General features: G+C 63.2%; 9 protein-coding genes. 1 reads left to right on the top strand and 8 read right to left on the bottom strand.

Going from position 1 to position 12,264, the window contains the following annotated elements:
• Positions 1-134 precede the first annotated feature (134 nt).
• Entirely contained in the window at positions 135-488 is a 354-nt protein-coding gene (locus C1930_RS04800) for a hypothetical protein (RefSeq protein ID WP_108771202.1), read from the top strand.
• On the opposite strand, the gene C1930_RS04795 is transcribed toward C1930_RS04800, so the two are convergent.
• From C1930_RS04795 to C1930_RS04765, 8 genes are all read right to left on the bottom strand, one after another.
• On the bottom strand, positions 489-737 hold the full coding sequence (locus C1930_RS04795) for a hypothetical protein (protein ID WP_108771201.1): 249 nt from the start codon (positions 735-737) through the stop codon (positions 489-491). It lies immediately after the preceding gene.
• Entirely contained in the window at positions 721-969 is a 249-nt protein-coding gene (locus tag C1930_RS04790) for a hypothetical protein (RefSeq protein WP_108771200.1), read from the bottom strand. Before C1930_RS04790 ends, C1930_RS04795 begins: the two co-directional genes overlap by 17 nt.
• Before the next feature lie 48 nt (positions 970-1,017).
• Positions 1,018-1,173, bottom strand: a complete 156-nt coding sequence (locus C1930_RS20145) for a hypothetical protein (protein WP_159093545.1) — start codon at positions 1,171-1,173, stop codon at positions 1,018-1,020.
• A 474-nt stretch (positions 1,174-1,647) separates the two neighbouring features.
• Positions 1,648-1,863, bottom strand: a complete 216-nt coding sequence (locus tag C1930_RS04785; protein ID WP_108771199.1) for a hypothetical protein — start codon at positions 1,861-1,863, stop codon at positions 1,648-1,650.
• 9 nt (positions 1,864-1,872) lie between these two features.
• Entirely contained in the window at positions 1,873-3,630 is a 1,758-nt protein-coding gene (locus C1930_RS04780; protein ID WP_108771198.1) for a hypothetical protein, read from the bottom strand.
• Positions 3,630-5,420: a phage tail fiber protein gene (locus C1930_RS04775; protein ID WP_108771197.1), complete on the bottom strand. Its 1,791-nt coding sequence runs from the start codon at positions 5,418-5,420 to the stop codon at positions 3,630-3,632. Before C1930_RS04775 ends, C1930_RS04780 begins: the two co-directional genes overlap by 1 nt.
• 42 nt (positions 5,421-5,462) lie before the next feature.
• The gene (locus C1930_RS04770; protein WP_108771196.1) at positions 5,463-10,133 is read right to left on the bottom strand and encodes a hypothetical protein; all 4,671 of its coding nucleotides are present in this window, start codon (positions 10,131-10,133) and stop codon (positions 5,463-5,465) included.
• 10 nt (positions 10,134-10,143) lie between these two features.
• Positions 10,144-12,261, bottom strand: a complete 2,118-nt coding sequence (locus C1930_RS04765) for a hypothetical protein (RefSeq protein WP_108771195.1) — start codon at positions 12,259-12,261, stop codon at positions 10,144-10,146.
• Positions 12,262-12,264: the final 3 nt, after the last annotated feature.

Here is a 12,264-nt window from a genome sequence, read left to right as displayed (position 1 = left end):
GCGCGCGCAGCGGCAGGGAGGTACGGATGGAGCAGGCCCTCGGAGGCGGCCCCGTAGGGGCGGCGGAGAGGGCCAAGAGGAAGCCCAGGGCGGCCCGATCAGGCTAGACTTCGCGCTCCACTAGGGGAGCGGATATGAAGTACGTACTGGGCGGGCTGATGGCCCTTGCTGCAGCGGGGAGCGCCGAAGCATCGGCGTTGGTGTGCAAGGGCGTCTTCTACACGAAGACAGACGGGCCGATGCAGATCGAGGTCACGATAACGCTTGACGCCGCGAAGACGCAGGCGCGCATGCCCTCAGACATTGGCTGGGTCGCGGGCTCGCTGACTCTCGCCCCGGATCGCTACACCGGGCAGCTTGTTTCCAAGGACGGAGGCGTGCGCTTCCTCACGCTTGAACGCTATACCGGCGACATGCTCCTCGAAGATCGGGAGAGCAGCCGCGTGATTTATCAAGCGAACTGCAAAGCTGCGGAAGCGCGCTTCTGATCAGTGGGGCACGCCGGAGTGGGCATCCTCCGGACCGAAGTCAGGGAGGTGCGGGGCCATGGCGTCGTGCGCCTTCTGCGCTCGCACTGGCGACTCGATGCCGTTGTCCTTCAGGATCTTGATGGCCTGCCCGATGAGGGCGGGAGGCACCGGCTCGTTGCGGTCACGGTAGCCCTGAATCTCCTGCTGGATCACCTCGAAGGTCAGAGCATGCAGGGCATCAGCGGCTTCTTCACTGGCGCGGCTCATTGCGCACCTCCTTGAGCTGCTCCTGGAACACAGCCAGGTTCTTATTGGTCTCGGTGAGCTGCTCGCTCAGGGAGTCGATCTTCAGCAGGGTCTGCTCGTGACGCGCCAACTGGGCGTCCTGCAGGGCGTTGGTGGTCTTACCCTCAACGAGGGTCGAAGTGGCCCAGAGAGCCCCTGCGGTTACGACGCCGATCAGGATCTTGGGGATCACTGCAGAGGCCGTCAGGTTCATTGTGTGTCGTCCTGGTGGAGGAAGGGCACCCGAAGGTGCCCTCAGGGATTACTTCGCCTGGGTCTTGGTGCCCGGCCGCTTGATCGAGCCGCCGCTGCCGGTCGGCGAACCGACAGAGCTGGCCTTGGCCTCCGAGCGACGGCGGGCGATGGTGACTACCGCCGCGAACGCGACGACGACGACAATGGCAATTGCGATTTCCATGATGAGGCTCCTCGGCCTGCTTAGACCGTGCTGTAGTAGTTGTAAGAGGTGCTTGTGGATACAACGGTGGACAGGCCCAGGCCCACGTCAGTCACGACGCACTGGACATTGACGGAGCCTCGGGTGTTGATGCTGCAAGTTGCGTTCACCGTCGCCCCTTGGGAACCTGAGTTGCTCAAGGAGACTGCGGTTACACCTGAGCTACCCGTAATGGTCCAGCTGTAGGAGTAGTTGCCTGAGCCCCCCACGGGAAGCGCGGTTACTCCTACGGCAGTGGCGATGGTTCGCGGAACGTTGGAGTTCCCGTTGTTGCGCCCGAACGAGCCACCTTGCGCAGTGGCCGAAAAGGTTGCCCACACAGTGCGCCATGCGCCACCGATGGCGACGCGAACGCTCTTCACGGCCGATCCGCCGTAACGCATCGACTTCGGGATATACCAGCCCCCACCGGAAGAACCGTATAGAGGCATGCGCTTAGCCGTCCGGCGTCAGCGCAACGTTGTACGAAGCACCGATGACGTACTGCGCAGCCTCTTCGGCCGTCACGGTGATCACCAAGGTGTTCTGCCCGTACAGCCCGACGCCCACAGCGGCCACTTCGACCGACGCGAAGGTGAGTGCATGGGTGCGGTCCTCGGGCTTGGTCACATCGCTCACGTTGGATGCGATGGTCTTGAGCTTGAGCTTCATAGTTGTTCCTTAGATTTGAATCCAGATGCGACCGTCGGCTGCGCCAGGGTCGCCGGAAGAGACCACGAGGTTTCCTGAGTGCCAGAGCTTTCGCCAGGGTTGGTCGTAGCCGCCGTTGTACTTACGGCGATACCACAGGTCGTCCTCGAACCAGCCGTGCGACAGTTGGAAACCCCAGGTGTTATCGAAGTTGATCGCGTTCATCATGGTGGTCCAGCCACCCGTCGGCGTGTTGTGCGTGGTTCCTCCCGGCATGTTGCAGATGTAATGCCCGCCAGGAACGGCGCTGATGTCATCCGTGCCGACGTTGACGCTCGGCCCGACAGGCCGCCCGTTCCAGAGCAGGTTGTATCCGTCGTAGCCGAACCCCGGACCCGTGCCGAACTGCAGAAACCCTACGTTGCCGTTGGATGTACTGCGCAGACCGAGCGTATGCGCAACGTTCACGTCGCGAATCAACGCGTCGTCGCCGATCTGCAAGGAGCCGCCGCCACCCATGCCGATGTACGCGTCACCACCAGCCCCAACCGAAAGCACGTCACCGGACTGACTATTCCAGATTCGGTAGCGGTTGCCGACTGCGTAGGCGGACCACGTCCCCAGCCCATCGCGCGCGATGAAGTTCCACGCAGCGGCAGGGCCACTGACGGTGGCGGCACCCTGGTTATCGGCCTTGAAATAGACATTGCCGCCGTGATCGAGCAGACGCATGCTGCCGAGCTGCTGACCTACTGAAAGCTCCAGGAACTTCGAGTGGTCGATCCCGGAGGGCCAGCTGCGAATCAGCGTCTGCCCACCCCATGAACCCACGAAGCCTTCACCTTGTGACGTCGGAGTTCCAGGCTGACGGAACTCGATCAGTGGGTACTGATGCGCGGAATAGAGCTGGCTACCAAAGTTGCCCGCCCCAGGAACAGTGATAGACCCGTCGTTATCGACAGAGACATCTTTGTAGTTCCCGCCTGCATCGTACTTACGGATGGTGGCGAGGTCGCTCGCGTTGTCCCAAACGAACAACACGCGGCTCTTGTTTGTGGAATCAGCGAGCCATAGGTGGGCGTTGCCGGTAGCCGAAGGCGCTTGAACGATTGTGCTTCCGCCGCCAACAACGGCTACGCCACCGATCCTGAAGCCATCATTCACGCCTCCGATTGGAGCGAAGTTGGCGGGGTTGAATGTGTCTGCTTGGGCAGCTGACGTCGCGGCGGCGGCGGCGCTAGTCGCGGCGTGAGCCTCACTGGCAGATGCGGAGGCGGCACTGTTCGCGGAGGCCTGGGCGGACGCCGAGGCGCCTGCCACGGAATCGGCCAGCGCTTGGAGGTCCACCTTCGCCAGCTCCGCAGATGCAGCAGCATCCTGGGCGTACGCGCGCGCGTTTGCCGCGTGCGTGCCGGCCTGATCAGCGTACATCTGCGAAAGATCCCTGGAGGCCAACGCTGCCTGAGCGAAGTCATTCGCCAAGTCCCTCGCCAAAGAGGATTGGGTCAGAAAGGTCTGCGAAGACGCCATGGCAGCCGAGGCCTGCGCAGCGTAGTCCTTGGCCGAGTCCACCTCACCCTTCACCCGGGCACTATCAAGTGCCGGGCATGGGACGAGATAGGTGGTCCCCAGGTAGTCCGTCAGGGGATACCTGCCGTCACCCTCAGGTCCACCGGACGGAGTACCTGCGAGCCATTCCTTTTGTTGCTTGGTGAACGTCTGGAAGCGCGTCAGCAGATCGGACATCTGTTGCGCGAGCTGCGCCTGCGAAGGCTGTTCAGTAGTCATCATTGCTCCGTAGAAACGACACTCAGCTTCGCCGTGGTGACGACGCTGTTGACCACGGAAGCCGTGGGGTTGTTGATCGATACGTTCGACAGGCGAGCCACGTAGCTCATGTTGTTGGTGGCCCCAGTCGTATCGACGAAGGTGAAGCTGCCGCCAATGCTTCCGTAGGCGTAGTCGGGTGCGTCGAACTCGTTCTCGATTCGCCACCCGCCCGAGAACTGCTGGGAGGCAACTGCGACTTCTCCGCCGCCGTTCAAGACTCGATACAGGGTCACGGTCGCGTAGTTCGTTCCGCCCCCGGTGAAGCCGTCCCGGCCCATCGCGTTGGAACGCTGGGTGATTGAGCGCGAGTACGATACGACCACAGTCTTAGGCCGACCGTTGGAAGCGAAGGGACCGATGACCACGTAGGTGTCACCCGCGATGCTGGTCGAGTTCGCTGCGTTGTAGATGACGCCAGCACTGAGCGTGCCCCCGAAGTACGCGCTACCATCCGTCGCAACGTATGTGGTGGCGTTTGCACGCGTGCATTGGGAGATAGGGATCTTCGGACCGAACCATTCGATGAGGTCACCGTTCTCGCCGAAGCCCACGCCGATGACCTTCATGAACGCGCCCGTGTCCAGAACGATTCGACCCGAGGAGCTGTTCAAAGCCCACTCGCTGCGGATCGCACCGCCACTGATCTTGTCCACGCTTAGGTTGCGGATGTATGCGTTGTTCATGTAGACGCCGTTGGCGTCCACAGCAAACGGCACCACACCGGGGTATCCCGGCGACACGATTGCGAATCGGTCGGCCAGGATGTTGAACGTCGAAGTTGCGCCGTTGTTCCAGAGCCCGAAACCCGCGACGTAGCCGTTCACATCGGTCTTCAGCATGTAGTTCGCACTGAGGCCGTTGACGGTCTGCATCGTCTGCTGAATCTGGGAGCTGTTGTCGTCCACCTTCGTGCCCAGCTGCGTGATCGCAATGGCATTGGCGGAGTCAGCCGTGGTGAGCGTCGTCACCTGTTGGTCGAAGGTAGCCTTGAGGCTACTTGTGGCCGTCTCGATGGACGACTCCAGGGAGGTGAAGGCATCCGCCAGCGACCTACCCGGCTCGACCTGCACAGTGTCTGTGTTGAGCACCCATGCCTTGCCGTCGCCGGACTTCGCGCCAATAAGCGCCAGCTGCTCCGCGACCGCCTTGTCACCATCTACGACCTGCTTCTGCAGGTTCCGCAGGAAGGTTCCTGTCTCGACGCCGTCCAGTTCCGCGAACGCGTCCAGAACCTCGGCGAAGCGGCTGAGCTGTAGGCGCACGCCCAGCAGAGCGGCAGCAGTGTCGTCAATGCTGACGATGCGCCCCTGCAGTTCCTTCAGCTCCTCGCTCTCCAGGATCTTCTGGATGACCTTGTCGATGACCGGCCCAGCGGTTGGGGCGCCGCTCTGCAGGACCAGCGCGTCGAGCGTGCCGTCGATCAGAGCTTGGTAGTAGTCCTTCATCTCCTGCGTCGAATAGAGCGACTGGAGGACGGCCATGTTCAGCTCCTCCTGCGTGAGCTGGGAGCCATTGTGGAAAGTGACCAGCGCCTCTTCAGTGGGCGTGTTACGGATCACCTCCAGGACGCCCTTTCCGGGCGCAGTGAAGAACTCGATGTTGGCTGCGTCCTTCCAGTAGTAGTCGATACCAGCCTTCTTGACGAGGCGGTTGAACGCGACGATGACGTGGCGCTGACTGATATAGGGGAACGGAACCGAGAATTGGGAATCGGTCGCCTCAATGGCGATGGCGATGCGTGACGTCATTGGGAGTCCAAAAGAGAAGAGGCCCCGAAGGGCCTCTTGTGGTTACTGCCAGGACCACTTGGTGGAGTCCGGGTCGTCGTCTTCGTCGGTCGTCGGCAGATCCTGAGCGATGCTCTGGAACACCGGCGCCACCGCGAGGTGGTTACCGAAGGGGATCAGCGCCTGGAGCGCCTTGAGGTCTTTCTGCTTGTACTGACGGTCACCCCGAAGGATGGCTTGGGTTACGCCTGACGCAGCCGTGCCGATGTTGTTCACGAGTGCCACGCCCGGCACGCCACCGATCAGGTCGGAGCTGTTGCCGGAGTTGCGGAAGTCGAACAGCGGGTTGCCGGTAGCGCGGCCGACGGTGGAATCCACTGCGTCGGGCAGGAGGAACATGAAGCCTGCATTGCGCAGCGCTGCACGAGCGATCTGAGAACCGCTCATGGTGTCCTTCTGGAACTTCTCCAGCTTTGCCTGCTCCACCCCTGCGGCCTGCATGCCTTGCAGCTGCAGCTCCTGCTTGGTCCAGTACGCGGCGCCGGCCAGGATGACCTGGAGTGCGTTGCGCGTCAGGGCCTCCGCGTCCCGTTCGTTGAGCGAGCGCAGGAACTGCTTGCTGTACGCGGTGATGCTGAAGCGCCGGAACTGCGACAGGAACTTGCCCAGGCCCGAGTGCTGCCAGAGGAAGGTGTCACCGAGGTCTTCTTCCTGGATGTTCTTGCGGGCTTCCTTGTTGACGGCATACAGCAGCCGGTCGCGGGCCTCCAGATCCTTCCAGTCAGCCCAGTTCACCTTGCGAATCTTCCCGCCCAGCTCACCTTCGGCCCATTCCGTGTGCGCCTTCATCTCCTTGGCGATGCGCTTTCCCATCTCATCGTCGATGCCCAGCGCGGCCATACGCACCTTGTTGAACTCGCCACGACCGAAGAAGTCGTCCTTGAGTCGGTGCAGGATGTTCTGGGCGGCAGCGCGTTGGGCAAATGCGTTGAGTCCGGCCATACCGGAACCCACGGTCACCGCACGCCCCGTCACACGAGCGCCATGGGAAACCGCCGAGCCAGCCTTAGCCAAGGTCCGGAGACCGGCGTTGGGGATCACAGCCTCGGCCGCCACGTCGTAGGACGAGAACACGGTGTTGTTGAGGTAGTCTGTGCCGATGCCCAGCCACTCTTCCTGCTCACGCATGGTCGCGTCCTTCAGGCGGCCATCGGCATCCCGAGCGAACATCGAAGGGAGGTGCATGATGTTTCGGAAGGTGTACCTGAGGTTGCCCCAGGCCAGCAGCGACGCGAGGTCGGGTACGTTGGCGAGACCGGCGTTCTCCATCTGAGTTGCATAGGTCAGGTCGCGCGTGGTGCGCATCATCTCCTGCCAGAACCCGGCCTCTTCCAACGGACGGCCAGCCACGATGTCGTAGGCCGCTTGACCCTTCTTCAGGATGGTATCCCGGTCAGGGTGCCCTTCCAGGGCGTTGGTCACGGCCTTCACCCGGTCGATCCAGTCGGCGTTGCTCTTGATGCCGATCTTCGCCAGCGCCGTGTTGCCCGTCATGGTTCGCGTGTAGCGCCCCAGGAGCGTCTCCACGTTACTGTCGAGGAGGTCACTGATGGAGACCCTAACGGTCGATCCGTCGTTGGCGACGCTGTCGCGCAGTTCCATGCTGAAGCTCTCGTCGAACTTCGCCCGGCGCTTTGCGTTGCGGAACCCGCCCTCACCCGTGCCGGCCTCCTTCCCGGTCTTCGCCTTGGCGAACTTGGCGACGACCTCTTCCAGCTCCTCGCCGTCGATGCCGGCTTCCTTCAGGAACGACCGCAGGTACGCGATGTCATCGAAGGTCATGCCTGCCAGGATGCCCGGGTCATTACCCACGCGCAGCTCTCGCATCCGTTGGATGTAGTGTGCGCCGAGCCTGTCGGCGATCTTCTCGTCCAGCTCAGGATTGACCTCCCGCATGCCGTGGCTGATCAGCTTCGCGAGCTGGTCGGTGCCATGCTTCAGCTCCAAGTCGTGGAACCGGTGGAAGTCGAAGATGCGCGGCAGATACCTGTCGTTGACCTCGACTGAGTCGAAGCCCTGCACCCCGGCTTCCTTAGCCTCCTTCAGCATATCCGCGAACAGCTTGCGGACACGCCCGGCCATCGCCTCCACTGCGGGTGACCCCACCTCCCCGCCTCGGATATGCATGCCCACGTCCGTCATAAACTGGGCGCGGACGCCCCGGTCGTAGTAGCGCCAAGACGGAATGCCCTGCTCCTTCAGCCAGGGGCCGTAGTGAGCCTTGACGGCGGTGTTGAAGTGGCCCACGAAGCGCTTCGTCAGCAGGGAGGCAATTTCGCTCGCGCCTCGATCAACGGCCGTGCCGTCAACGTGGCCGAACTCATTCCCCACCAAGCGCCCGAAGTTGTCCCGGACGGCCTCTACTTCGCTGCCGCGCAGGACGCCACTGAAGGTGCCCTTGTTGGCAAGGCGGAGTGCCCCCGCCATCTTCATCTGCGGCAGCTTCTCGCCGGAACCGACCGCTGTCGGGAACATCTCGTCTGAGTAGCCGAGCACCTTCGCAGCGGACAGGGTGTCCTTACCGAACGATGCCTGCCCCGCAATCACCGCGTCCGTGTTCGCCTTGGCGGCATCGAACTCCTCCAAGCGATCCAGTTTCTCGCGCATCGGGGCAACCTGCCGGTGCTCCTCGCGGAGCCCTTCGCGCCGTGCATGGAGACCTAGGGCCTCCCGAAGCTCCTCACGGTCGGCCTGTTGGGCGCGGATGCGCTTGGCCTCCCCGCGTGCCACGACGGCTCCCTGATGCATCTTGAGGGAGGCCTCACGGTCTGCCTTCGTCTTCTCGGTGGTGCGCCGCAGGGCGTCGTACTTGCCCTGCAGGTCGGCCAGCTTGGACTTGAGAGGTCCGGTCTGCTCGGCAATCTGCCGATCAACGACGCCAGCCCGGAGCTTCGAGTATTGCTTGCTCTCAGCGAGGTCGTCGCCCAGCTTCAGGCGGTCCTCTGCGAGCAACCGCTCAAGCGCCCCTTCGCGGCCCTCTGCCAGCGCCTGCACTTTCGCCTGCAGGGCGTTCAGCTCAGCACGGGCCTGCCCCAAGGGCGTGCCGTGGTTGTCCCGCAGCGACGCCGCGTCGCGGTCCAATGCGCGTTCGAGAGCGCGGGCCTCGCCGTTCTTCAGCGCGGTTCCCGCCTCGAAGTCCAGCGCGGACAGGCGGCCTTCGTCTGCGAGGTATTCACGCATACGTACGTCAGCGCCGTCGGCGTCGAAGTCGGCCAAGGCGCTGGCGCGGTACTGTTCGGCCGTGCCTAGGCCGGTACGACGGATCATCGTGTCGATGTCCACGCCACCCTTCCGTGCTCGCTCCGTCCAGTTCGTTACGACCTCGCCCTTCGTCTTCCCCTTGAGGTAGGGATTGGCGTCGAGCACGCCCTTGGGCAACAGGTCTTCCATCAGTGCATCGGCTTCAGCCTTCGCAAACTTGATGGCGCGCTGCGGCCCGAAGTGATGCGCAGCGTACAGGTTGAACACGTTGACCGGTACGCCAGCCTTCTCCAGCGCTTGGCTGTTCTGGCTATCCAGGAAGTTCGCCATCTCGGCGGACTTGGCCGGTTCAGTGCGGAGCTTCAGCAGGTCTTCTTCCGACAAGCCATCGGCCCACGCGGGCTTGGCCTGGGCGACCACCGCCTTCCACGTCTTGGCGATGAACTGATCAGCGCCAGTTGCGCTCGACGTCGAAGAAGCGGCGTCTGCTCGCCCGCCTGATTCGAGCGTACGGCGGAAGTCGGCGTAGTTGGCGATGTCGCCGTTGTGGCTCGTCAGGAAGTCGGCAGTGCGCCCATCTACCACGCCAGATGCCATCCGCGCCGCAGCCTCTCCACCGGCCAGGGAAGCGACGATTGCGCCGCGCTGCTCGACGATGGATTCAGCCAGCTGATGCAGCTTGAGCTGATTGCTTGCCTCGGCGGAAAGCTGGGTGAGCTTGCCCACCTCGGCGCGCGTATGAACGCCGCTGATGGCGCCATGCAACGCCATGCCTGCGAACGCGGCAATCGCCACGTCGGTGCCGTCCTTGGTCACATCGCCCTGCTGCAGAGCGGACTGGATGATCGCGTTCTCGACACCACTGCCTGCGAGGCCTGCGATGTAGCGCGTGGCCGTCCCAGCCTTGGCGGCATCGACGGCAGCGAGCGCAGTCTTCGCCGTTACAACAGAGTCCACGATCTTCACCGCGTCACCGAGCTGCGCCACCTTCGTAGCGTAACCGGCGCCGCCAGTGCTCATCCCGATCAGCAGCATTCCCGGGTCTACAACGCCCATGCCCATGCGGCCGGCAATGCCCCAACCGCCGTAGGCGGCCAGCTCTTCTTCGTTCTTCATCTGGCGATGAGCCTCATCCGCCAGGAAGTACAGCTTCTCTCGGCTAGAGGCTTGGTAGGCCAGTTCTTCTTTTGCGCTGTCGGTGAGGCCGGCGGTGAGCTGATTCCACTCCGCCTTCGGCACGGAAAGCTCGACGCTAAACGTCTCGTCCTCCGGCATCTGGCTCACAACCGCCCAGCGCGCTGCGGAATTGCCCATCGAATCGGTGTCGCGCCACAGCGCCAGGAAGCCCCGTTTGTCGGGGTCATCCTGGGCCACGGGAGCCTTAGGGGCCACCAAGGTCGGCGCTACAGTCGCGATGCCATCTTCTTGCTGTGCCGATTGCAGGTCGGCGATCTGTGCGTCTTTGGTTGCCATGAGGTTCTCGTTACTGGAGCATCTTGGTTGCGAAGGGGTTATCGGGCGAATAGATTTCGTTCATGCGCTGGCGGTACGCCTGCCCCTGACGACTCTTCTTCACCACTTCGTCGTAGTTGTCGCCGTGCGCCTTTCGGTACGCATCGGTCAGCTTCGACAGACTGAGGACCGGCCCGAAGGGGACACCGTGGGCATCCACGGTCATCACCGTTGCGTCCTGGCCGTTGGCCGGAGGCATGAAGCGGAGGGTGGCGCCCTTGGGATTGACGCCTGCAGCCTTGGCGAGTTCTTCCGCCTTCGGAGCTGCCCACTCGATGGTCGCCTTGAGGGTCTGAGGATCACCGCTGGTCGTAGGCACGAGGATGTTCTGGCCGTTGATCCGAACCGCTTGGTTCGTCGCCTTGAAGCGATCGGTCGCCTTCTGCACTGCGGCGTCTGGGGAATCCCCCATGCCGACAAACACATTGGCGATCTGCTTGATCTTCGACTGCGCATACAGGCGGGACGGCCCTGCCATTGAGTCCAGGCCTTGGTCGAACCACTTGCCCTGCGTGTCGAAGCTCGCCGAGGCCACCTTCTTGTCGATCTGGGAGCGGGCTTCAACTTGAGACGCGCGGAAGGTCGGATCGTTGTACCGCGCGATGTTCCGCGCGATGTCTTCGTCCTTGACCCCCATATCCTTCTGCCCGAGCGCGGCTTCGTACACGGCAGCTTGGGTGTCGTCAGGAAGGTAGCTCGCGGTCTGGCCTTGGGCCTTCACCGCGCGGTACGCGTCCAGGCGCTTGATGACGGTGTTGCCGTCCGACAAGTCGATGTTGTTCAGCGCGCCCTTCAACGCCGGGAAGGCGGTCCGGGTTGCCTTGGACAGTGCGAGCGCCTGGGCCATCGCCTGCGGGCTCTGCATGATCTGCGGGCCCGACAGTTCGGCACCCTGACCGATGGTCGCGGACATCACCTCGGTCATCCGGCGGCCATTCCATTCGTCAGCCTCGGAGGCCGTCTTGGGCCCGTCCGTGACGCCGATGATGTCGTGGAACGACTGAACACCGAACGAGGACAGGAGGCCCTTTTCGGTATCCCACTTCAGGGCCTTCTCATGCAGCGCCTTCCGTGCGGTCTCAGACCGGTTCACTAGGCCCCAGGCACCCTCAGCGGACATCTGGCCAGACGTGACGAACGGCTTGAGTTCCGCAAAGGCGATGGGCAAGCCCTTGTCGATGCGATCCTCGAACGGCGCCAGCGCCTGGGTGAACTCCCACTCTTTCTGCGGCTTGGCGATCTTGGCCTGATACTGAGCGATTCGATCCTTCGCGAGGTTCAGGCGGGCCTGGGCCCTCACTGAGTTGATCGGGGACGCCACTGTGACGCCGTCGTCGTTGACGTAGGTCTTCGGCAACAGCTCCAGGACCGTCAGGTCGTTCCGCTCCTCAGCGATCTGGGCCAGCCGGTCTACACCGACTTCCCAGGCCTGCGTGCGGCCACCTGGGAACACCCCTGCGGCCTGTGCGATTGCGTCCGGGAGGCTGATAGGACCACCATCCACGGCAGCGCCGATCTGGGCGCTGAGGGCGTCTGCTGCTTCAGCCTGATGCTGACCAACCAAGGACTGGCCTCGGGTGCCTGCGATCTGGCTGTAGTAGTCGCGGATCAGCGGCGCAGCAGCACGGCGCGCGATAGGGTCCGAGGCGACGATGGGGCCAGTATGTGACTGGATGATCCCGTCCACCTTCAGCATCTGCTCGTCGAGTGGGAGGGTCTTATCGACCGTCTCTTCGATTTCCTGCAGGGCGTCCTGAAGCGCAGCCTGGGTCTGCGTCACGGCAGCGGCATGGGTGACGCCGTCTGCGTAAGCGCGATGCTTCTGCTCCAGGGCGTCGTCAACATGGTCGGTCTGTCGGTCGGCGGCGCCTTGCGCCCTCCAGGTGGCGGCGTTTGCTTCTTCCTGCTGCTTCGCCACACCGGCCATCTGTCCACCGAGCAGGAGGACGTTCTTCAGGCTTGCCCAGTTGTCCGGGGCATTGTTGCGCGGGGCGATGATCTGCGCCGTGACCTCAAGGCCGGGCGTGCTGGTCACTTGCGGGTTGGAACCGGCACGCTGACGCGATGCCGTTACGGTTTCGCGGGGCATAGG

This window comes from Stenotrophomonas sp. SAU14A_NAIMI4_8, assembly GCF_003086695.1.
Classification (GTDB): domain Bacteria; phylum Pseudomonadota; class Gammaproteobacteria; order Xanthomonadales; family Xanthomonadaceae; genus Stenotrophomonas.
This window is presented reverse-complemented; position numbering and strand designations above follow the sequence as displayed.

Bases quoted from the DNA above. Each gene is read 5' to 3' on its own strand.
- C1930_RS04800 (WP_108771202.1), top strand. From the start codon at position 135: ATGAAGTACGTACTGGGCGGGCTGATGGCCCTTGCTGCAGCGGGGAGC.
- C1930_RS04770 (WP_108771196.1), bottom strand. From the start codon at position 10,133: ATGGCAACCAAAGACGCACAGATCGCCGACCTGCAATCGGCACAGCAA.
- C1930_RS04775 (WP_108771197.1), bottom strand. From the start codon at position 5,420: ATGACGTCACGCATCGCCATCGCCATTGAGGCGACCGATTCCCAATTC.
- C1930_RS04790 (WP_108771200.1), bottom strand. From the start codon at position 969: ATGAACCTGACGGCCTCTGCAGTGATCCCCAAGATCCTGATCGGCGTC.
- C1930_RS20145 (WP_159093545.1), bottom strand. From the start codon at position 1,173: ATGGAAATCGCAATTGCCATTGTCGTCGTCGTCGCGTTCGCGGCGGTA.
- C1930_RS04780 (WP_108771198.1), bottom strand. From the start codon at position 3,630: ATGACTACTGAACAGCCTTCGCAGGCGCAGCTCGCGCAACAGATGTCC.
- C1930_RS04795 (WP_108771201.1), bottom strand. From the start codon at position 737: ATGAGCCGCGCCAGTGAAGAAGCCGCTGATGCCCTGCATGCTCTGACC.
- C1930_RS04785 (WP_108771199.1), bottom strand. From the start codon at position 1,863: ATGAAGCTCAAGCTCAAGACCATCGCATCCAACGTGAGCGATGTGACC.
- C1930_RS04765 (WP_108771195.1), bottom strand. From the start codon at position 12,261: ATGCCCCGCGAAACCGTAACGGCATCGCGTCAGCGTGCCGGTTCCAAC.